17 protein-coding genes are annotated in these 22515 nt (G+C 32.4%); 10 read left to right on the plus strand and 7 right to left on the minus strand.

Annotated features, from left to right (window positions below):
• Window position 1: 1 nt before the first annotated feature.
• Both OD803_RS13750 and OD803_RS13755 read right to left on the minus strand, forming a co-directional pair.
• The gene (locus tag OD803_RS13750; protein WP_262733923.1) at window positions 2-514 is read right to left on the minus strand and encodes a three component ABC system middle component; all 513 of its coding nucleotides are present in this window, start codon (window positions 512-514) and stop codon (window positions 2-4) included.
• The gene (locus OD803_RS13755) at window positions 511-1734 is read right to left on the minus strand and encodes an ABC-three component system protein (RefSeq protein ID WP_262733924.1); all 1224 of its coding nucleotides are present in this window, start codon (window positions 1732-1734) and stop codon (window positions 511-513) included. Before OD803_RS13755 ends, OD803_RS13750 begins: the two co-directional genes overlap by 4 nt.
• Before the next feature lie 150 nt (window positions 1735-1884).
• Here OD803_RS13755 and OD803_RS13760 point away from each other — a divergent pair, with 150 nt between their 5' ends.
• The 3 genes from OD803_RS13760 to OD803_RS13770 all read left to right on the plus strand — a co-directional run bounded on the left by OD803_RS13760 (window position 1885) and on the right by OD803_RS13770 (window position 3719).
• On the plus strand, window positions 1885-2613 hold the full coding sequence (locus tag OD803_RS13760; protein WP_262733925.1) for a hypothetical protein: 729 nt from the start codon (window positions 1885-1887) through the stop codon (window positions 2611-2613).
• A gap of 225 nt (window positions 2614-2838) precedes the next feature.
• Window positions 2839-3231 (plus strand): hypothetical protein, encoded by a 393-nt coding sequence (locus tag OD803_RS13765; RefSeq protein WP_262733926.1) that lies wholly within the window; start codon window positions 2839-2841, stop codon window positions 3229-3231.
• Between the two features lie 50 nt (window positions 3232-3281).
• Entirely contained in the window at window positions 3282-3719 is a 438-nt protein-coding gene (locus OD803_RS13770; protein ID WP_332006944.1) for a JAB domain-containing protein, read from the plus strand.
• A gap of 70 nt (window positions 3720-3789) precedes the next feature.
• Here OD803_RS13770 and OD803_RS13775 read toward each other — a convergent pair whose 3' ends face one another.
• Entirely contained in the window at window positions 3790-4023 is a 234-nt protein-coding gene (locus OD803_RS13775; protein WP_262733928.1) for a helix-turn-helix domain-containing protein, read from the minus strand.
• Window positions 4024-4127: 104 nt separating this feature from the next.
• On the opposite strand from OD803_RS13775, the gene OD803_RS13780 reads away from it, so the two are divergent.
• The 4 genes from OD803_RS13780 to OD803_RS13795 all read left to right on the plus strand — a co-directional run bounded on the left by OD803_RS13780 (window position 4128) and on the right by OD803_RS13795 (window position 5893).
• A complete protein-coding gene (locus tag OD803_RS13780) occupies window positions 4128-4457 on the plus strand; it encodes a hypothetical protein (RefSeq protein WP_262733929.1) in 330 nt (109 codons plus the stop codon).
• On the plus strand, window positions 4458-4964 hold the full coding sequence (locus tag OD803_RS13785; RefSeq protein WP_262733930.1) for a hypothetical protein: 507 nt from the start codon (window positions 4458-4460) through the stop codon (window positions 4962-4964). It abuts the gene before it with no gap.
• Between the two features lie 18 nt (window positions 4965-4982).
• Window positions 4983-5474 (plus strand): hypothetical protein, encoded by a 492-nt coding sequence (locus OD803_RS13790; RefSeq protein ID WP_262733931.1) that lies wholly within the window; start codon window positions 4983-4985, stop codon window positions 5472-5474.
• A gap of 62 nt (window positions 5475-5536) precedes the next feature.
• A complete protein-coding gene (locus OD803_RS13795; RefSeq protein WP_262733933.1) occupies window positions 5537-5893 on the plus strand; it encodes a hypothetical protein in 357 nt (118 codons plus the stop codon).
• Window positions 5894-6166: 273 nt separating this feature from the next.
• On the opposite strand, the gene OD803_RS13800 is transcribed toward OD803_RS13795, so the two are convergent.
• The gene (locus tag OD803_RS13800) at window positions 6167-8212 is read right to left on the minus strand and encodes an HD family phosphohydrolase (RefSeq protein WP_262733935.1); all 2046 of its coding nucleotides are present in this window, start codon (window positions 8210-8212) and stop codon (window positions 6167-6169) included.
• A gap of 131 nt (window positions 8213-8343) precedes the next feature.
• Here OD803_RS13800 and OD803_RS13805 point away from each other — a divergent pair, with 131 nt between their 5' ends.
• A complete protein-coding gene (locus OD803_RS13805; RefSeq protein WP_262733937.1) occupies window positions 8344-9522 on the plus strand; it encodes an acetyl-CoA C-acyltransferase in 1179 nt (392 codons plus the stop codon).
• A 9-nt stretch (window positions 9523-9531) separates the two neighbouring features.
• On the plus strand, window positions 9532-10281 hold the full coding sequence (locus OD803_RS13810; protein WP_262733939.1) for a C40 family peptidase: 750 nt from the start codon (window positions 9532-9534) through the stop codon (window positions 10279-10281).
• A gap of 48 nt (window positions 10282-10329) precedes the next feature.
• Here OD803_RS13810 and OD803_RS13815 read toward each other — a convergent pair whose 3' ends face one another.
• Window positions 10330-11607, minus strand: coding sequence for a tetratricopeptide repeat protein (locus OD803_RS13815; protein WP_262733940.1), 1278 nt, complete (start codon window positions 11605-11607; stop codon window positions 10330-10332).
• Window positions 11608-11629: 22 nt separating this feature from the next.
• Window positions 11630-14185 carry a DNA gyrase subunit A gene (gene gyrA / locus OD803_RS13820; protein ID WP_129759972.1) on the minus strand — a complete coding sequence of 852 codons (2556 nt, stop codon included), beginning with the start codon at window positions 14183-14185 and terminating at the stop codon, window positions 11630-11632.
• 262 nt (window positions 14186-14447) lie between these two features.
• Here gyrA and OD803_RS13825 point away from each other — a divergent pair, with 262 nt between their 5' ends.
• On the plus strand, window positions 14448-17000 hold the full coding sequence (locus OD803_RS13825) for an ATP-dependent Clp protease ATP-binding subunit (protein WP_131506601.1): 2553 nt from the start codon (window positions 14448-14450) through the stop codon (window positions 16998-17000).
• Between the two features lie 289 nt (window positions 17001-17289).
• Here the strand turns inward: OD803_RS13825 and OD803_RS13830 are convergent.
• The coding region (locus tag OD803_RS13830; protein WP_262733942.1) for a T9SS type A sorting domain-containing protein at window positions 17290-22515 on the minus strand (5226 nt) is incomplete at its 5' end.

Below are 22515 nucleotides of genomic sequence, written 5' to 3' on the forward strand. Positions count from 1 at the left end.
TTCAAAATCTTATATTAAGTTTTAATTGTAGCATTTTGGTGTCTTTTTTTGCAAAAATATTACCAAGTCTGTATGATGCTTTATAAACATCGTTATAAAATGAATTACTAAACTTCATTGATTTTAGAATACTTGAGTTGTTATAATTTTTATCCAAACCAATCGTATATTCTTCAATATTAAGAGTGAATAATTTTTTACTAAAACCAAGATTCAAAGAGTCCAGAGTTTGCTTCTTCATTTTTTCAGCTCTCTCTTGTAAACCAAGACTTAAACTTTTGTCTTTGGTAATAGCGGTATAGAGTTCGTATGAAGATTTAAAGGAGTTTAAAGAAGATTCTCCATAAACAATAGGTAATACATAAAACAAAAAGTCAATTGAAGGCTCTACGATTTTATCTTTCTTTCCTATTTTAACTCTCGTATATCCTAAAATGAAACTATGTAAAGCAACAGCTCCCAACGCATTATTTTGAAGGATATCAAATAGGTTTAGATCGCTGTCTGAATTCATTTATAAATATTTTTCCAATTAGGATTCCAACCGATTTTCGGTTTATTTGATAAGTTCAAAAACGTGCCATTTTGAATGTACTTGTTTGTATCATCAAATTGAAGGAGTTCTTGAAAATTTAGTTTAACTTCGGTTAGAATTTCATCACATATTTTTATGGACAATTCATTTAATTCATCATCATTGTAGTCATTAACATTTTTAATAATATGTTTTCTCCTAACTTCTTTCCATTTTTGGAAACATCTTTCCTCAAAATCTTCAAAATCATTTTTTGTTAAATACTTGTTATGTACGATGTGATGAGTAATTTCAATGTCGCACAGGATGAAATCAAGAATGGCTTCTTTTATTATTTCTTCCTTAATTTCATCATTCCTATTTATATCTATTAATTGTCTAATATATAAATCGTCTCTTTTATTATCAACATTAATTTTTTGTGTGTCTTCAAGTCTCTTTTTACTTCTAAAAATTGCATTAATTAGCTTATGGTTTTTTAGAATCATTTGAAGCTTTCTTTCAAAATCTTCTTTTGAGAATAATGCTTCACGGTCATTACACCACTGTTCTTTTGACTTTTGAATAATCCAACCGTAAAATCGATGATATATTTCTTCTTTCTCATCGTTATTAGCTAAAAAGCTTAAATGAATTTCATTATAAAAATCATCTTCGATTTTAAAATTTTCTTGATATTCAAAATTTTCAAGAACAATTTTTAAATAGTCCTTTTTTTCTAAAACCTTTTCTATTAAATCAATTGTTTTAATTATTGATTTAGCCTTTTTTCCGTCATTTAATTTATTGTCTCTTTTAGTTTTTTGAGTTTCTAATAATTTTTCAATTAATTGGATGTTTTTTTCAAAATTATTATTACTAAAATCCTTTACTATCGAATTATTTGGAATATTTACATTTGTGATTGCTCTAAATATGTTTCTTTCATTTAGTATTCCTTTTTCAACTTTATAAACCCAAATATTTAGAGTTTTCCATAAATCAAGAGAAGTATTCCCAAAAGTTTTATTTGTTGAAGTAATACTATGTTTTGCTTGAACCGTAAGGGTATAAGTTCCATTTTCATCTTCTTTTCCAACATCGTCAATTTTTTCAATTGTAATTGACTCATTAGGCTTCAACTTTGAAAGCTCAAGAAGAGCTATTTCAAATTGAAATATATATCCAGAACCTGGACCTTTAGCACTATCTTCCTTCATTAGAGATTGTAATTAGATTAATGAAATCTTATAACTTATTAATTAATAACATATAGGGAGAGTATAAATCTAATGATTATAAAAACTTAAAAAAAATATCACATGATTTTTTGATTAAAGTAGCTTGACTATTTTTAAATAAATATAGTTATGCGTACTTATTATCATCCACTTGTTCAAAAAACCAAAATAGAATTAGAAAGATTGGATAAATTAAAACATGTTAGCTGGGATGAATGGAGAAAATTTAATGGTGAATTTTTGCCAATTCATACCGAACCAAAATTAAGACGTAGAGCATTGAAATTCATGGATACTTTGGTTAAAAAACTTGAGGAGAACAATCACAGTATTAAGTTTGAGTACCAAAGATGCAATATTGAAATGTATGGTGTTTTAACCCAGATTAATTTAAGACAAAAGTATTTTAGAAAACGAATTAAAGACTCTTCAGGATATGGCACAGACACTTATGAAAAAAGTAACAAACTTGAATTTCAAGCTGGCTCTGCTTATTTTAAAAATTGGATTGATAGAAAAACAAAAACTTTAGAAGATTATCTTCAATCTATTTATGATTATATCGAAAAAGATAGTAAACATACAGCAGAGTGTTGGGAAAGAAATAGAATAAGAAAGGAGCAAGAAGAAATTCAGCGTAAGATTGAAGAAGAAAAAGCAAGGTTAGAGGCTATTGAAAATGAAAAACTTAATAAGCTCATTACAGATGCCAATAATCACAATATAGCAAATATTATTCGTACTTATCTTAAAGTATATAAAGCAAAATTTACAACTTCTGGATTTTTAAACCTCGAACAAGAGGAATATTTAAAATGGGCTAATAAAAAAGCTGATGAAATTGACCCATTAGTTTAAAACTAAATTTTTTTTAAAATTTTTTTCTCATTTCAATAGTTCAAGCTCAAACTACCCTGGCTAAACACCCCCACTAGCATCAGCGAAAGGGATACCTCCCCCTTTGTGTGTATTCCAAAATTTTTGTTGTCAGCAAGAATTATAACAAGGTGATAGCTGTTATTCTTTTGCTGATGGTACTTGTCTTGGGATACAAATCAATGTTCAACTCAAAATTTTAAAATCATGGTACGAATTGTAAACTATCAACAAAGAGAATCTGATGATGGCAATGTATTCTTTGCTTTAATCATTCAAGGCGGTGTAGAATTAGTGCAAAGTAGAGAAACTAATAACTTCTATGCCACTGCAAGAAAAGCATCCATTTCATCAACTTTTGATGAAGAAACCTGCAAGTCATTATTGGGAACAGAAATTTCTGGTGAAATAGCCAAAATTGAATGTGAACCTTATGATTACACCATTAAGGAAACAGGTGAGATTATTCAATTGTCACACAGGTATCAATATGTTCCAGATGCACCATCAGCAAGGGAAGATATGAGTGAATCTACTATTGATGATTTTGTAAACAGTGAAGCTGTAAAAGAAGAAAATCATCCTTTAATAGCAGGTTAGATTAATCAACGCCCAAGATGTCAAGTTTTGGGCTTTTTAATTTTTTAATGATGAATACAATTAAAGAAATCAAGGTTTCCTATACATCAGGAAATACTAATAAAGTTAAAATCAGGCATAGTAAAGATTCTTATGAATTGCTTAAATCTTGTTGGAATATGAACACCATAGAGCTTCAGGAAGAGTTCAAGGTATTACTATTAAATAGAAACCATCAGGTACTCGGTATTTATCCTTTGTCAAAAGGTGGAATTTCAGGAACTGTTGTAGATGCTAAATTGGTTTTTAGCGTAGCTTTAAAATGTAATGCTTCAAGTATTGTGATGGCACATAATCATCCATCAGGAAATTTAAAACCAAGTGAAACTGATTTAAGATTAACTAAAAAACTAAAGGATGCTGGTAAGCATTTAGACATTCAGGTACTTGACCATATTATACTTTCAAAAGATGATTATTACAGTTTTGCAGATAATGCACAAATGTGATTGAAGTCAAAACACCCTATTTTCAGCTACTTTTTAGAATAGATTGAAGAATCTAGATTATTATAAATAGCTATTTTTTGTTCTTTTTAAAATCAAGGAGTTCAGAAAGAGAGATAGATAATCTGTCAGCAATTTTACTCAAAGTGTAGATCGTTGGATTAGTGTTACCAGCTTCAATGCGACTAAAGTTTGACTTTTCTATGTTACAAGCTGCCGCAATATCTTGTTGCTGAATCTTCTGTTTTTCTCTTAACTCTTTAATACGCTTACCAACAGCTAATTGTAATTTCTTTTTGTCCGTCATTTCTATGATTAGTTGACAAACAAAGTTGTTGTTTATGACAACTATTTGGTTATCATAAATGATAAATGAATATATTTGAACTTTAAATTAGATATTATTAAGTGATGAAAAACAAAATATTCTATTACCTAATTGCAGGTATAATTTCGATGTCAACAGGTATATATTTTGGCTTTAAACATAAAAAAATTGATGATTTTTATGTTTTAAAGAAGATAGCAAAATCAGGAAATGAGGGACAAAGAGAGATGATGGTTGACGCTTATCGAGCGGAAACGAGTTTTTTTAGTTTAAAATCATACAGAACAAGGTTCAAGTTCAATTGGGAATGGTTTATCATTTCATTCATTGCATTAATGCTATTGGCAATAATTATCGACAGAAGAAATCTTTATACTCAATTAGTAAATTTTAAAAAGGAAGATATAAGTTAATTGGGATTTGTTCATATCTACATACAAGAACTGAATTCTCTCGTTAATGGTACTACATACAATATATCTAAAATTGAATGGTGGTTACTAAAACACCAAGATGAGTATAACAGAATAAAGGAAGAAGAATCAAAACGTTTTATGCACTTCATAGATGGTAAGTGGATTAGATTACCTGATTACTATGATATAAGAACTCCAAATGAAAAGTTTTTGAAAATCTATAACACACTAAATGAGATTACAGATTTGCATAAACATGAAAACTACTTCAAACAAGAAATGGCTATTTATAAAGGCATTAAAAATCAATCTGAAAAAGTAAAGGAATGGTTAGCCAAGAATGAGCATTTAGGAGCAAAGAAATACTTCATGTTTTCACTTGATAATGATTATGGAATAAGTATAGATAGAAACGATTTCAGATACACTATTGAATTTACTAATATTTTCAATAATCTCTATTGGGTATTATTGGAAGAACTTAATTTAAAACAACTTAATTAACCTTTAAATCTAACTATTATGAAAAAATCAATTTATGTTATTACTATGTTACTCATTACATTTTTAAGTTGCTCAAGTGATGATGACTCAAATGAAGAGCAGCAAGTAACATATAACGTTGAGATTAGTGGCAAGTATGTTGCCCAATGGTGTATTGACCCTATTACCTCAAAAGTAACAATTGAGTTTCTCGAAAATGGAAATGTCAATTCTACTATAAATGCAGAAGGCTCTAATGATGAAACCGAAACCTTTTTAAAAGATTTATCAGGAAATAATATAGGGGTAAGATTAATACTTACTGACTATAATCCTAACAATTTACAAGAAGGAGAAGGAGATGCTTTTAATGACTTACATTTCAAGGTAACAAACAATCAAACACAAGAAGTTCTTGTCAATGAAGATATTCCAACATGGCTGGTACATTGTGGAGATATTTATTATGAGGTTACAATTTTGTTTAATGCATCTACATCGGAATTAGAACATGAAACACTTGTGAATTAATATTAATCTTTTTTAAAATTAAAACCGTCAAGGAATTGGCGGTTTTTTTATACCCAGTTGTTATGAAAAAGAAAAGACTACCATTTACAATTGGTGAACAGTACGAACTTAATGAATTTAGTGTATGCTCTATAAACGAAGTTATAATTGGGAAGTATAGCTATGATGTTTACGAGTATATTGATAAAGACATAAAGTATATTTTTGGATTTAAAGTAAAATATATTCAGTTACTTTACAATGCTGATATTTTATCAAAAGTTAAAATCCAGTTTTACGGGAATGTACTAATTGAGTTATTGAACCATATTGCACCATCAGAAAATGATGCAATTTTTGATAATCAGGTTAAATCTGAAATTTTCTATTCACCAATTTTGGACGTAACCCAATTTGAATATTTTGATAGTTACGTTTAATACAAACTTGCAAATTTTGCAATAATTGCAGCTTTGCATATTGAGTTAAAATTACCTCATTTTGGGTTCAATATAGGTTCAATTTTTGGTCAAAAAAGTACATTTATAAGAAATCAAAAGAAAATATAAATTTTATAAACACCTGCTAATCAATTATATGAAGCTATACACCAAACAAAGGAAATGATATTTTAGGGACTTCTAAGCAGACGGTCACAGGTTCGAATCCTGTCGCGATCACAAAAAAGCCATATCAAACGATATGGCTTTTTTTTATTCAGGATATTCTATTCTTAAATGATAAATGTTAGCGAGTTTACTTTTTAGAATTTTTTTGATAGATTGAATTTCCTTGAAAGTAATGTTAGCATTTAAAAACTGACCACTTTCCATTTGCTTACTTATAATGTTTTCAACAAACTTGTCAATTTTAGTAGATGTAGGTTCTTTTAAGCTCTTTGAAGCAGCTTCAACACTATCGCACATCATAAGTATAGCTGTTTCTTTACTGAATGGTTTTGGTCCAGGGTATCTAAAATCATCTTTTTCTAAATCTTCATTTAATTCTCTTTCTTTTAAATAAAAATAGTACACCAAGCTTGAACCATGGTGTGTTCTAATAAAATCAATAACTCTATCAGGAAGATTATTTTTTTTAGCAATTTCTATTCCATCAATTACATGGTCAATGATAATTTTAGCACTTTCTTTAGGCGATAATTCGTCATGAGGGTTAATTCCTGTTGATTGGTTTTCTGTAAAGTAAGTAGGATTTTTCATTTTCCCTATATCGTGATATAATGCTCCTACTCTTACCAACATTGCGTTGGCTCCTATCTCATTTGCACATGCTTCGGCTAGATTTGCAACGTTTAAGGAGTGATGAAACGTTCCTGGTGCTTTATTTGAAAGCTCTTTCAGTAATTTTGTATTTGTATCAGATAATTCCAACAGTGACACGTCAGATACTAAACCAAATACTTTTTCATAAATATATATTAACGGTTGCACAAACAAGGTTGCTAGTCCGCATAAAATGAATAAACCAAATGTTTCTGGTTGAATATTGGTTATACTTCCTTCATGAATTACAAAAAACGCAAAATATGCAATAATATATATGAGTGTAATTTGACCAACAGATATGAATAGATTTGCTCTTTTATACAATTCAGAAACTGTAAGTATAGTTACAATTCCTGCAATAATTTGCAAAAACATATATTCATAACTATTAGGGACTATAAAACCTAATAATAAAACTGTTAGTACATGAGCAAATAAACCTAAACGTGCATCAAAAAATGCTTTTAAAACCAGTGGTAAAACACATAACGGAACTACATAAACATATTTAGCATTGTAATTAATTATCAATGTTGTGAGCAATACCATTAAAATAATATTGAAGAAAATAAATGTCACCTTAGTGTTATCTAAAAACACCTTCATTCTATATTTTCTTAAAAACAGTAACAGCATCAATAACGCTAAAGCAACTAGTAAAGCATAGGCAAAAACTACCCAATTATAGTTAGACTCACTCCAAACTTGAGATTCATATTCGGACTCTAAAGATTTTAAAACATCGTATTTTTTACCTTCAACAAGTTCTCCTTTTGATATTAACAGTGTTCCTTTTTCAACACTTCCTCTTGTTGGTGATATTCTATTTAGTTCTTCTTGAAGCGCATTATCAGTTATAGAACTATTTAAAGTTAAATTTGGCTTTACGATATCAAAAAACAGAGATACAAAATTTGTTGTATAACTTGCATTATTAGAGTTTTGTAAAGCCTTTTCTAATATAGACCTAAATGCATCAGTTTTTGTGAGTTCAGAATAAAAAGTGGTAGCAACTTGTTTTTGATTATTAAGTAAAACTACTTTTTTATTAGAGTCATAATTATATTCTTCATCTAAAACACCAAATGAGTAAATTTGATTTAAAACAGACTCTCCAATTGAGTATAATGAAGTATTTGCCCTAGAAATACTGTCGGAAAAAACCTTGTCAAACTCTTCATTATAAGCTTTATAAACATCTTTTTTAGTAGTTTCATTTATATTAAAATAAACAGTACTATTACTTTCAATTGTAGCTTTTTCTTCATTTAACTCTTCTGCAGTCTTTTTAATTGCAAAATTGAAAGGCGCATATAAATTTTCTGACTGCCAAGGTTTTCCCTTATCAAAATTGTATTTAAATTTTCCACTTTTAGGAAACAAATACACTATTAAAAATGTAGTACTTAAAAATAAAAGCACCTTATAGATAAGTGCGTGATTTCTATACCATTTGTTTATCAATTCCTTCATAAAGCCTTTTTACTATGCTACCAAATGTAATAAAATTTGAAAGTAATATTAGTTTTATAATAGTGTTTTCATTCTTAACTCTACAAAAAAATGATTAATTTTACACCTATAAAAAACAAACGTATATTATAATGAGTAAAGAGGTAGTAATTGTATCTGCAGCAAGAACTCCAATAGGTAGTTTCTTAGGTAGTTTATCTACAATACCAGCTCCAAAACTAGGAGCTGTAGCAATAAAAGGCGCACTAGATAAAATAAATTTAAAACCTGAATTAGTTGATGAAGTTTTAATGGGAAATGTTGTTCAGGCAGGAACTGGTCAAGCACCAGCAAGACAAGCCGCAATTTTTGCTGGAATTCCTGATTCTGTTCCATGTACTACTGTAAACAAAGTTTGTGCTTCAGGTATGAAAGCTGTTATGCAAGCTGCTCAATCTATAGCTCTAGGTGATGCTGATATTGTTGTTGCTGGTGGAATGGAGAACATGAGCTTAATACCTCACTATTTACATGCAAGAACTGGTACTAAATTTGGACCTACCTCATTAGTAGATGGTATGCAAAAAGATGGTTTAGTAGATGCATACGACCAAAATGCAATGGGAGTTTGTGCTGATGCATGTGCTACTGAATACGGTTTCTCACGTGAAGACCAAGATGCTTATGCAATTCAATCTTACACACGTTCTGCTGCTGCTTGGGAAGCAGGAAAATTTGATAATGAAGTTGTTCCTGTTGAAGTGCCTCAACGTCGTGGAGATGCAATAGTTATTAGTAAAGATGAAGAATTTACTAATGTAAAAATGGAAAAAATACCTGCATTACGTCCTGCTTTTTCAAAAGATGGAACTGTAACAGCTGCTAACGCATCAACCATTAATGATGGTGCTGGAGCAATGGTATTAATGAGTAAAGAAAAAGCTGATGCTTTAGGTTTAAAACCTTTAGCGACTATTAAGGGTTACGCTGATGCTGCACAAGAACCAAAATGGTTTACTACAGCTCCTGCAAAAGCTTTACCAAAAGCTTTAGATAAAGCTGGTATTGCTATTGACGATGTTGACTTTTTTGAATTTAATGAAGCATTTTCGGTTGTTGGTTTAGCTAACATTAAACTTCTTGGGTTGAATGATAGTAATGTAAATGTAAATGGAGGTGCTGTATCTTTAGGTCATCCATTAGGATGCTCTGGTGTTAGAATTATAATTACACTTTTAAACGTATTAGAACAAAACAATGCAAAAATTGGTGCTGCAGCTATATGTAATGGTGGTGGTGGTGCATCGGCAATTGTTATTGAACGCAACTAAATACATTTAATGCAATACGGAATTTGTAATTTAAGCATTATCCCTCTTAGACTTGAGCCATCAGATAGAAGTGAGTTGGTCTCTCAAGTGTTGTATGGAGAATTCTTTAAAGTTTTAGAACAACGTAAGTTTTGGAGTAGAATTCGTCTAGCTCATGATAAATATGAAGGATGGATTGACAATAAACAATATGTTGAGATTGATAATGAATCTTACTCAACATTAGAAAGTCAAACCCCTATCCTTTCTTCTGATTTAGTTGAATTCGTAGAAGATGATGCTAAAAACCTTTTTACTATTCCTATAGGTTCTTGCTTAAACGGACTATCCATTCTTAATCATTCACATGACGGAAATGTTATTGACAAAGTAATTTCTAAGGAAAATTTAATTTCAACAGCATTTACATATTTAAACTCTCCTTATTTATGGGGAGGAAAAACACCCTTTGGTATTGATTGTTCTGGATTTACTCAAATGGTTTATAAGTTAAATGGTTATAAACTATTAAGAGATGCTTCTCAACAGGCAACACAGGGTCAAGCTTTAAGCTTCATTGAAGAAAGTGAACCAGGAGATTTAGCTTTTTTTGATAATGATGAAGGCAACATTGTACACGTAGGTATTATTATGGAAAACAACTACATTATCCATGCTCATGGAAAAGTAAGAATTGATAGGTTAGACCATAGTGGTATTTATAATACTGATAGACGCATTCACACACATAAACTAAGAGTTATTAAAAAGATTATATAAAAAAAGCCGCTAATTAATTAGCGGCTTTTTTATGTTTATTACTGATGTTTAGTTTCCACTTTCAAGTTTCTCAACTAAAGCTTTCATTTCTTTAAACTTCACAGTATTATCAATTGCGCTGTAAATTTGCATTAATGTTTTAGCAGCATCAATATTTTTTGGTTTAAGCTTTAAAGTAGCCTCTAAATAAGGAACAGCTTCTTTGTAAATGCTTAAACGTGCTTCTTTAAGCTCATCATATCTTTTATTATCAGCAGCAGAACTACCTAAAGAGTTCATCTCTTCAATAATTGATTGCTCCTCACCTAATATTGCTACAGCCATGTTATTATTAGCGTCAACATAACCAGGGTTTAATGCAAGAGCTTTAGAGTAATATTTTTTAGCAGCATCTATATCTCCAGCATCAGCAGCGATAACACCTAAATTATACTGTAACTCAGCATTATCAGGATCTTTTAAAGTTGCTTCTTCTATCAGTTTTTTAAATTCTTCCTTGTTTCCCATTTTTAACTGAACGTTTGCTGCAGTTAACAAAAGACTTAAATCATCTGGGTTTTCTTTTCTTGCATCTTTTATTGCAGTAGCAGCTTTTTCATTATCACCATTGTTTACATAAATTAATGCTATGTTTTTAATGATCTCAGCAGATTTTGATTCAGTTTTTTTAACTCCAGGCTTAACATGAGAACCTGCTCTTACAGAAATATCTCTTAACGTAGCTGTGTCAAAAGTTTCTTCTTCATTGGTCTCTTTGTTAACTGCAACATATCTTGTTTCAACACCAGAATACCCTAAATCTCTTAGCTCTTCATAATACTTTAAAGATGTTTCATAATCGTTTGCAGTTACAGCTGTAGATGCAGCGTAATACAAATAAAGCGTGTCTTTTGGAGACATTTTGTATGCTTTTTCAAAACCTTTAGATGAGCTGATATAATCTTTCTTTTCTAAGGCACTGTTAGCTGCACTTAAAAATTTCGATAACATAGATTGCTTGATTTCATCTACATCGCCTGAGTATTTAGATTTTCCAGATTGTTCTTCAATGGTTTTAACCATATCAAAACTCTCAATTGCAGCATCCATATCAGCATCTGAACTATTACCATTAGCATACAATGCTTGACCTTTTATAAAGTAAAATTTAGCCTTGGTCTTATCATCTGCATTTGCTATTAAAGCTTCTGCAGAGTTAATAGCCGATTTAGCATCAGCATAATTACCAGATTTAATTGCCTTTTCAGCTGCTTTTATTTCATCCTTTTGTGCATATGTAAAAGAACCTAGTAAAAGTGCTAAAGCAACTACTATTTGTTTTTTCATTTTTAGTTAATGTTTAGTGTTATTAATTGTTTTCGTCTTGTGAATTATCAAGAGTTGTGCCATCTTCAGTTTGAGCTTCTGAATTCTCAACTTCAGAGTCAATTTCTTCTTCGTTTTCATCTTTCATTACTTTGGCAACAGCAGCAATAGAATCGTTTCCTTTTAAGTTAATTAACCTAACACCTTGAGTTGCTCTACCCATAGTTCTTAAGTTAGAAACACTTAACCTAATTGCTATTCCTGACTTGTTGATAATCATTAAGTCATCATCGTCAGTAACTGTTTTAATTGCTACTAAATGACCTGTCTTTTCAGTAATAGAAATTGTTTTAACTCCTTTACCTCCTCTATTGGTGATTCGGTAAACTGCTTCTCCGTCTTCAGGATCATCAATGTATGTACGTTTTCCGTAACCGTTTTCAGAAACAACAAGAACTGTCTCTTCCATAGGGTTTTCAATAGCAACCATACCTATTACTTCATCTTTATCGTTAGCCAAAGTAATACCTCTAACTCCAGATGCATTTCTACCCATTGGTCTTGTTTTAGCTTCTTCAAAACGAATTGCTTTACCAGACTTTAAGGCTAGCATAACTTGACTGTTTCCTGTAGTTAATTTTGCTTCTAGCAATTCATCATCCTCTTTAATAGTAATGGCATTGATACCATTAGTACGAGGTCTAGAATATTGTTCTAAAGCTGTCTTTTTAACCTGACCATTTTTAGTCGCCATTATTACATAGTGACTATTAATGTAATCTTCATCTTTTAAATCTTGAGTACAAATGAAAGCCATTACTTTATCATCTTGCTCAATATTTATTAGGTTTTGAATTGCTCTACCTTTAGATGTTTTACTACCTTCTGGAATTTCGTAAACGCGCATCCAGAAACATTTTCCTTTTTGGGTAAAGAACAACATGTATTGGTGATTAGTACCAACAAAAAGGTGTTCTAAGAAATCTTCATTACGAGTGGTTGAAGCTTTTTGACCAACTCCTCCTCTATTTTGAGTTTTGTATTCAGTAAGCGATGTGCGCTTAATGTAACCAGCATGAGAAATAGTTATTACTACTTGCTCATCAGGAATCATATCTTCGATACTTAGATCTCCTCCTGCATATTCAATTATTGAACGACGTTCATCACCATACTTTTCTTTAACAACAAGAAGCTCTTCTTTAATGATATCCATACGACGCTCTTTTTTGTCAAGAATATCTTTTAAATCTTCAATGGTTTTCATCAATTCATCATACTCAGAGCGTAACTTGTCTTGCTCCAGTCCTGTTAATTGACGTAAACGCATTTCTACGATTGCTTTAGCTTGTATTTCAGAAAGCTTAAAGCGTTCAATTAACTTTTCACGAGCTTCATCAGCATTTGAAGATGCACGAATTAATGCAATAACTTCATCAATATTATCAGAAGCGATAATTAATCCTTCTAAGATATGAGCACGTTCTTCTGCTTTACGCAATTCATAAGTAGTACGACGTACAACTACATCGTGTCTGTGCTCTACAAAATGATGGATTAACTCTTTTAAGTTTAATAATTGCGGTCTACCATTTACTAGTGCAATGTTGTTTACACTGAAAGAAGATTGTAACGCAGTGTATTTATAAAGCTTATTTAAAACAATGTTAGGAATAGCATCACGCTTAAGTACATAAACGATACGCATACCATTTCTGTCGGACTCATCACGAATGGTTGAAATACCATCAAGCTTTTTATCATTTACAAGATCAGCAGTTTTTTTAATCATATCTGCTTTATTCACTTGATAAGGAATTTCAGATACAATGATACATTCTCTACCTTGAACTTCTTCAATATTGGCTTTACCACGCATTACGATACGCCCACGACCAGTTTTAAAAGCTTCACGAACACCATCATAACCATAAATAGTTCCTCCTGTAGGGAAATCTGGTGCTTTAATATGAGTAATTAGTTCATCAATTTCTATATCATTATTATCTATATAAGCTACAGTACCATCTACAACTTCACTTAAGTTATGTGGAGGCATGTTTGTAGCCATACCAACTGCAATACCAGATGCTCCATTAACTAAAAGTCCTGGTATTCTTGTTGGAAGAACCGTTGGTTCTTGTAGAGTATCATCAAAATTTAATTTATGATCTACGGTTTCTTTGTCAATATCTGCCAACATGTCCTCAGATATTTTACGCATACGTGCTTCAGTATAACGCATTGCTGCAGGACTATCTCCATCTATAGAACCAAAGTTTCCTTGACCATCAACAAGCATATAACGCAAACTCCATTCTTGAGCCATACGTACCATAGTGTCATAAACAGAGGTATCACCATGAGGATGGTACTTACCTAAAACTTCACCAACTATTCTTGCCGATTTTTTATGTGCGGTATTAGATCTAACACCTAGTTCATGCATTCCATATAAAACACGTCTGTGTACAGGCTTTAAACCATCTCTTACATCAGGTAATGCACGTGACACAATGACTGACATTGAATAATCAATGTAAGCCGACTTCATTTCATCTTCAATATTAATTGGAATGAGTTTTTCTCCTTCTGCCATATATAAAAATTATTAGAATTTTGTAGGTTTTCAAATCGTGCTAATATAAGTATTTTGATAGTGTTTGAGCCACCTTTAAGCACCTTTTTTGACATTTTTTATTAACAATATTACCTACTATTTTAGTTAATAAGTATGCTGTTAAATGTTTTGAACTTTTGAAGTTTTTTCACTCTATTAGCTACTATAAAAACATTTAAGGTATAGTTTTTGACATTATCTATTTGTTTTTATTATTTTTAATGCAGAAAGGATTTTAAACATGGATGATAATTTTTCCCCAAGAGTCAAAGATGTAATTGCTTACAGTAAAGAAGAAGCATTACGCCTTGGCCATGATTTTATAGGTACCGAACATTTAATGTTGGGGCTACTTCGTGATGGTAATGGAAAAGCGATAGATATACTTGGAGCTTTAGAAATTGATTTAAATCATCTAAGGCGCAAGGTAGAAATATTAAGCCCTGCAAATTCAAATATATCATCTGCTTCTAACGAAAAGAAAAACCTACACTTAACTAGGCAAGCTGAACGTGCCTTAAAGACTACTTTTTTAGAAGCTAAATTATTTCAAAGTACATCAATTAATACTGCACATTTATTATTGTGCATTTTAAGAAATGAGAATGACCCTACTACTAAGCTTTTAAACAAGCTTAAAGTAGATTATGATAACGTAAAAGAACAATTTAAATTTATGATTACAAACGAGGATGATTTTATAGAATCGCCAAAAGCTGAGTCTTTTTCAGACGATGATATTAACGACGAGGATGATTCTAAACAAAACCCTTTTGGACAATCTTCATCAAAAACAACAAAAAAATCTAAAACACCTGTTTTAGATAATTTTGGAAGAGACCTTACTGAACTTGCTGAAGATGGTAAACTCGACCCAGTTGTTGGAAGAGAAAAAGAAATACAACGTGTATCTCAAATATTAAGCAGACGTAAAAAGAACAACCCGCTTTTAATAGGAGAACCAGGAGTTGGTAAATCTGCAATTGCTGAAGGGTTAGCTTTACGTATTGTAAAACGTAAAGTGTCTCGCATACTTTTTAACAAACGTGTTGTAACGCTTGACTTAGCTAGCTTAGTTGCTGGCACAAAATACCGTGGGCAATTTGAAGAGCGTATGAAAGCTGTGATGAATGAGTTAGAAAAAAACGACGACATCATACTTTTTATTGACGAGATTCATACCATAGTTGGAGCTGGAGGAGCTACTGGTAGCTTAGATGCTTCAAATATGTTTAAACCCGCTTTAGCAAGAGGTGAAATTCAATGTATTGGTGCTACAACACTAGATGAGTATAGACAATACATCGAGAAAGATGGTGCTTTAGAGCGTCGTTTTCAAAAAGTAATTGTTGAGCCTACTAGCGTTGAAGAAACTATTGAAATTTTAAACAATATTAAAGAAAAATACGAAGACCATCATAATGTTGATTATACACCAGAAGCCATTGAAGCTTGTGTGAAATTAACGAATAGGTATATGACTGAACGCTTCCTTCCAGATAAAGCTATAGATGCTTTAGATGAAGCTGGCTCTAGAGTTCATATAACAAATATTGATGTACCTAAGCAAATTCTTGAATTAGAAAAGAAGCTTGAAGAAGTTAAGGCTACAAAAAATTCTGTGGTTAAAAAGCAGAAATATGAAGAAGCTGCAAAACTTAGAGATGACGAGAAGCGTTTAGAAAAAGACCTTGCCATTGCACAAGAAAAATGGGAAGAAGAAACCAAACAGCATAGAGAAATTGTAACTGAAGATAACGTTGCAGATGTAATATCTATGATGACTGGAATTCCTGTTAATAGAATTGCTCAAACTGAAAGTAACAAATTAGCTAAACTGCCTGAACTTATTAAAGGTAAGGTTATTGGTCAGGATGAAGCTGTTTCAAAAGTTGTTAAAGCTATTCAGCGTAATCGTGCTGGACTTAAAGATCCTAACAAGCCTATTGGGTCGTTTATATTTTTAGGTCAAACAGGTGTGGGAAAAACGCAGTTAGCTAAAGTATTGGCTAGAGAGTTATTTGATAGCGAAGAAGCACTTGTAAGAATTGACATGAGTGAGTACATGGAAAAATTCGCAATTTCTAGATTAATTGGAGCACCTCCTGGTTATGTTGGATACGAAGAAGGTGGACAACTAACTGAAAAAGTAAGACGCAAACCTTATGCTGTAGTGCTTCTTGATGAAATTGAAAAAGCGCATCCAGATGTATTTAATATGTTGCTACAAGTATTGGATGATGGTTACTTAACCGATAGTCTTGGAAGAAAAATCGATTTTAGAAATACCATTATTATAATGACTTCTAACATTGGTGCTCGTAAACTTAAAGACTTTGGTCAAGGTGTAGGTTTTGGTACATCAGCTAAGGAATCTCAAGCTAAAGATAACTCTAGAAGTATTATAGAAAATGCACTTAAAAAAGCTTTTGCTCCTGAATTCTTAAATAGGATTGATGATGTAATGGTATTTAATGTTCTTGAAAAAGAAGATATAGATAAGATTATTGATATTGAACTAGTAAAACTAATAGCTAGAATTAAAGATCTTGGTTATGATCTTAAATTAAGTAATAAAGCTAAAGACTATATTGCTGAAAAAGGTTTTGATAAAGATTATGGTGCAAGACCATTAAAGCGTGCCATTCAAAAATACATTGAAGATGCATTAGCTGAAGAAATTATCAATTCTCAATTACATGAAGGCGACACAATTTTAATGGATTTAGACTCTAAAACAAATGAACTAACCATAACTATTGAAAAGTCCGAACAACACTCTGAGGAATCTTAATTCTTTAATATATAAAACTAAAAGCTCATTATAATAAATGAGCTTTTTTTATGTCTTATAGTGAAACTATCTTAAAGCAATAAACCTTAAATAGGTTTATGTACAGACATCTATTAGTACATACTTTAATAATCATTAATACACTATTGCTTTGAAAGGGCATTTAAATAAAGTGTAACTACCAATACAGCTACCATACAGTTTAATATATTGAATATACACAAATAAAAAAGGCAGCTATTTCTAGCTGCCTTTTTCTATCAACATTTATTTGGCTATTGCCAAATAATTAGTGTCTCTTAACTGATGAAGATACAATCTTCTTAGTTACTGAACCTTGACTAGTTGTTAACTTAACATAGAACATTTGGTTAGACGTTCTAGATAAATCAAATCTAGTATTTCCTTTTGAACCAGCAACGTATCTGTTATTAGTATCACTTAAGATTAGTAATCCTTTAGTGTCAAATAACTCAATAGTTACATTAGTTTCAAAGTCAAATGTGTATGAAATATTAACTTCTTTGTCAAATGGTACTGGATAAGCTGTAAAGTCTAGAGCTTCGCTTACTCTTTCTTCTGATACTTCACCTGCATAGATTTGTGCACCATTAGATGTAGTAGAGTAAGTTGTCTCATTACTTTGTCTGTTTTCAGCTTCTGTACCTTCAACCCAAGTATAGGTTACTGAACATTCTCCTTCATTTCCACATGAATCCGTTTGAGTGAAAGTTCTAGTTAATGTATACTCTGTATAGTCAAGATAGTAGTAACCGCAATCAACATAAATTCCGTCACATACACTACCATCAATATCCCAGTCTGATGGATTACATGAAGGAGCAGTATCTTCAGTAACATTATACCAAACTAGACCTAAAAGATAACCATTATCATATTCATATACTTCCCATCTATTAGTTGAATGATTGTAGTATAAATCATAAGTATATTGTGGATAATCTTCTCTATAACCATCAGCATATATTGCATAACCATCTTCAGCATATCCAGTTCTTTCGAAATGAACAAGCGCAAACAGTGAACCATTTTGTATACATGAGATATCAAAATTAGTAGACTCTCCATAGTACTCTTCAGATGATAATTCATCAGTATATGTAGTAGTTACTCCATCTTCATCCATGTTATCAGTATAGTTAGCTGTTGTAGCTACACCATAAGGAACACCATTATTATCTAAATCTGGATTCTCACCAAAGTTAGCGTCGTCTGGACACTCAATAACAGGAGCTTCTTCATCACAACCTACTTCAATAGTCCATGTGTAAGTTACACTACACTCATCTTCGTTACCACAATCATCTGCAGCAGTAAATGTACGAGTAAATGTGTAAGTTACAGAACTTGAATATACTGGGCACTCTAAAGTAAATGCTTTGTTATGTCCAGTGTTAGATGTAAATGTCCAAGCTGCCGCATCACATCCGTCAAATGCATCAGCATCTGCAGTTCCAGCTGGTTGAATATCATTTTGTCCAAAGTCTTGAAGAATGTCATACTCACCACTATTTGGATTGTACACTACTAAAATAGTTCCATAGTTAGGTAACACATCTCCACTTGGGCTTGTAATAATACCTGTATAATGTGGATATCCATTAGAAGTTCCTGTAGGAGCATTACCTAAATTTAATAAGTAACCTTCTTCAAAAGTGAAGATATATTCACCTTCTACTGAAGAACTATTAACTGTTTCAGTTATTTCACTATCAGTATAATCATGAGTTGCGCCATCAGCTATACAGTTATCTGTATAAAATGCTTTATCAGCAAATCCTGTTGGAGTTTCAGTTACTACACCAAAATCAACATCTTCAGGACACTCTAATACTGGAGCAGTAACATCATTCACTGTAATAACATGAGTAGTTACAGAAACATTTCCACATCCATCATCATATGTCCATGTACGAGTGATTGTTTCAGGACAAGTTTGCCCATCACTAGTTTCACTAAACACACCTTCTATTTCACCTTGACAAGCATCGATAGCTTTTAAGTCAATAGCTTCTGGCACATCATCTGTACACTCATAAGTAAATTCTTCATCTGCAGGTGCTTCAGGAGCTTCATCATCAATTACTTTGTAAGTACAAGTAAATGGCTCAGAAATTTTACCACAAGCATCCTCAGCTTCAAATGAAATTGATAACATATTGATACAATTGTCATCTGTAGAAGTTTTACCGATAACACGTATAATGATATCTCCAAGATCAGTACAGTTATCACTTACACAGCTTCCAATAGGTAGTATTTCAACACCACCAACAGTCCATGATGTGAATGCATCTATTTCATCTCCAACGTTAAGAGATATTCCAGCTTCAGCAGGACAATCAGCTCCATTAGATGTAAATATTTCGAAACTTTCTAATTGACATTCTAAGTCAAATACTGGAGGTGACTGATCACCACCTTGATAGTTAACTTTGATGATATCAGACTCATTTCCGCACTCATCCATAGCTATGTACTCAAATACTCTAATCCACTCACAGTCTGTACCGTAAACTTTTTCTATTTTGTTTACAGTGATTACCTCTGAACAGTTATCAGAATATAACGCAGCGATATCTTCCTCAGAAGGCTCTCCTAAATCAGAATCTATACATAAGTCTAATGAATTTTGACCCATTGGAACATCTCCTTCAAGTACTGGTGGTGTAGTATCACCTCCTTGGTAGTAAATTACAATGTTCTCAGCTTTGTTTCCACAAGCATCTTCTACTGTGTAAGTATAAGTTGCTGTCCAGTAGCAATTATCTCCAGTAATAACTGGCTCTAATTCAGTTACGATAACTTCACTACAGTTTTCAGTATATAACTCAGCTAAGTTGCTTGATTTTGGTGCTTCTGGAATTTCATCAAAACATAATTCCATTCCTGTTTCACCAGTTGGTAACGTTCCTGTTAACTCAGGAGCAGTTTTGTCTCCTCCGTTATAGTAAACTTTAACTGGAGCTGCAAAATTACCACAATCATCTTGAACTTCGTATCTGAACATAACTGCCCAATCACAATCATCACCAAGACTTACAACTGTTTTAGTAACATTTACATTACCACAATTGTCTTCAAATAATGCAGCAATCTCTTCTTCAGTTGGTTCAGTTGGATGATCAGCATAACATGCATCAATATTAGAAATACCTTCAGGTAATTCACCTACTAATACTGGAGCTGTTTCATCGATAACTGTTACAGTACGATTAGCTGTAATCGTTCTTCCACATTCATCAGTGAATGACCAATTAACTTCAAACATTCCACAGCTTCCATCAAAAGGCTCTGCAACACCTTGAACTTCACCACTAATTTCACAAGAAACAGTACCTCCATTTGAGTATGCTAAATAAGCTGGCTCATATGTTGCTAAATCTTCACAAGCAATAGTTATGTCATCTACTTGATCAAACTCAGCTACTGGAGCTGGTAATACAGTTACTGTTTTGCTAGTTGTGATTTCACGCTCACAATCATCTTTATAGAACCATGTTACTGTTAATGTTCCTCCACATTCATTGTATTCACCAGAGATTTCTCCTAAAACTTCACCTTCAATTAAACAAGCTTCTGTTCCAGCATCATTAGTGTAAGATAAATATGTAGCTTCGTATACATTAGCTTCTTCACATGTAATCTCTTCATCCTCTACTGGTGCAAACTCTGCAGCTGGTGCTGGTAATACAGTTACTGTTTTGGTAGCTGTAATCTCTCTTTGACAATCATCCATAAATGTCCAAGTTACCAATAACTCTCCTCCACACTCTGTGTAAGTTCCTGTTAATTCACCTTCAACTTCTCCCGCTATTAAACAAGCGTCAGTCTCAGCATTGTTACTATATGATAAGTAACCTGCAACATAAGATGCAGCTTCATCACATGTAATCTCTTCATCTTCTACTGGTGCAAACTCTGCAGCTGGTGCTGGTAATACAGTTACTGTTTTGGTAGCTGTAATTTCACGCTCACAATCATCTTTGTAGAACCATGTTACTGTTAATGTTCCTCCACACTCAGAGTAAGTTCCTGTAATTTCTCCTTCAACTTCTCCTGCTATTAAACAAGCGTCAGTCTCAGCATCATTACTATATGATAAGTAACCTGCAACATAAGATGCAGCTTCATCACATGTAATTTCTTCATCCTCTACTGGTGCAAATTCTGCTGCTGGTGCTGGTAATACAGTTACTATTTTTGTAGCTGTAATCTCTCTTTGACAATCATCCATAAATGTCCAAGTTACCATTAACTCTCCACCACACTCTGTGTAAGTTCCACTTAATTCTCCTTCAACCTCTCCTGCTATTAAACAAGCATCAGTCTCAGCATCATTACTATATGATAAGTATCCTGCAACATAAGATGCTGCTTCATCACATGTAATCTCTTCATCTTCTACTGGTGCAAATTCTGCAGCTGGTGCTGGTAATACAGTTACTGTTTTTGTAGCTGTTATTTCACGCTCACAATCATCTTTGTAGAACCAAGTTACTGTTAATGTTCCTCCACACTCAGAGTAAGTTCCTGTAATTTCTCCTTCAACTTCTCCTGCTATTAAACAAGCGTCAGTCTCAGCATCATTACTATATGATAAGTAACCTGCAACATAAGATGCAGCTTCATCACATGTAATTTCTTCATCCTCTACTGGTGCAAATTCTGCTGCTGGTGCTGGTAATACAGTTACTATTTTTGTAGCTGTAATCTCTCTTTGACAATCATCCATAAATGTCCAAGTTACCATTAACTCTCCACCACACTCTGTGTAAGTTCCACTTAATTCTCCTTCAACCTCTCCTGCTATTAAACAAGCATCAGTCTCAGCATCATTACTATATGATAAGTATCCTGCAACATAAGATGCTGCTTCATCACATGTAATCTCTTCATCCTCTACTGGTGCAAATTCTGCTGCTGGTGCTGGTAATACAGTTACTGTTTTGGTAGCTGTAATTTCACGCTCACAATCATCTTTATAGAACCAAGTTACTGTTAACGTTCCTCCACACTCAGAGTAAGTTCCTGTAATTTCTCCTTCAACTTCTCCTGAAATTAAACAAGCTTCAGTTCCAGCATTGTTACTATATGATAAGTAGCCTGCAACATAAGATGCAGCTTCATCACATGTAATTTCTTCATTCTCTACTGGTGCAAATTCTGCTGCTGGTGCTGGTAATACAGTTACTGTTTTACTAGCTGTAATCTCACGCTCACAGTTATCTTTGTAGAACCATGTTACAGTTAATGTTCCACCACACTCATTGTATTCACCAGAGATTTCACCTAAAACTTCACCTTCAATTAAACAAGTGTCAGACCCAGCATCATTAGTGTACGCTAAATACTCTGGCTTGTAATAAGCAGCTTCATCACATGTAATTTCTTCATCTGTTACGTCATCAAACATAGCAGCTGGTGCTGGTAATACAGTTACTGTTTTTGTAGCTGTAATTTCTCTTTGACAATCGTCAACATATGTCCAAGT

This window comes from Gaetbulibacter sp. NE (assembly GCF_025548475.1).
In the GTDB taxonomy this organism is placed as follows: domain Bacteria; phylum Bacteroidota; class Bacteroidia; order Flavobacteriales; family Flavobacteriaceae; genus Gaetbulibacter_B; species Gaetbulibacter_B jejuensis.

Coding starts and splice junctions, on each gene's coding strand:
- OD803_RS13750 (WP_262733923.1), bottom strand. CDS start 514: ATGAATTCAGACAGCGATCTAAACCTATTTGATATCCTTCAAAATAAT.
- OD803_RS13755 (WP_262733924.1), bottom strand. CDS start 1,734: ATGAAGGAAGATAGTGCTAAAGGTCCAGGTTCTGGATATATATTTCAA.
- OD803_RS13760 (WP_262733925.1), top strand. CDS start 1,885: ATGCGTACTTATTATCATCCACTTGTTCAAAAAACCAAAATAGAATTA.
- OD803_RS13765 (WP_262733926.1), top strand. CDS start 2,839: ATGGTACGAATTGTAAACTATCAACAAAGAGAATCTGATGATGGCAAT.
- OD803_RS13770 (WP_332006944.1), top strand. CDS start 3,282: ATGAATACAATTAAAGAAATCAAGGTTTCCTATACATCAGGAAATACT.
- OD803_RS13775 (WP_262733928.1), bottom strand. CDS start 4,023: ATGACGGACAAAAAGAAATTACAATTAGCTGTTGGTAAGCGTATTAAA.
- OD803_RS13780 (WP_262733929.1), top strand. CDS start 4,128: ATGAAAAACAAAATATTCTATTACCTAATTGCAGGTATAATTTCGATG.
- OD803_RS13790 (WP_262733931.1), top strand. CDS start 4,983: ATGAAAAAATCAATTTATGTTATTACTATGTTACTCATTACATTTTTA.
- OD803_RS13795 (WP_262733933.1), top strand. CDS start 5,537: ATGAAAAAGAAAAGACTACCATTTACAATTGGTGAACAGTACGAACTT.
- OD803_RS13800 (WP_262733935.1), bottom strand. CDS start 8,212: ATGAAGGAATTGATAAACAAATGGTATAGAAATCACGCACTTATCTAT.
- OD803_RS13805 (WP_262733937.1), top strand. CDS start 8,344: ATGAGTAAAGAGGTAGTAATTGTATCTGCAGCAAGAACTCCAATAGGT.
- OD803_RS13810 (WP_262733939.1), top strand. CDS start 9,532: ATGCAATACGGAATTTGTAATTTAAGCATTATCCCTCTTAGACTTGAG.
- OD803_RS13815 (WP_262733940.1), bottom strand. CDS start 11,607: ATGAAAAAACAAATAGTAGTTGCTTTAGCACTTTTACTAGGTTCTTTT.
- gyrA (WP_129759972.1), bottom strand. CDS start 14,185: ATGGCAGAAGGAGAAAAACTCATTCCAATTAATATTGAAGATGAAATG.
- OD803_RS13825 (WP_131506601.1), top strand. CDS start 14,448: ATGGATGATAATTTTTCCCCAAGAGTCAAAGATGTAATTGCTTACAGT.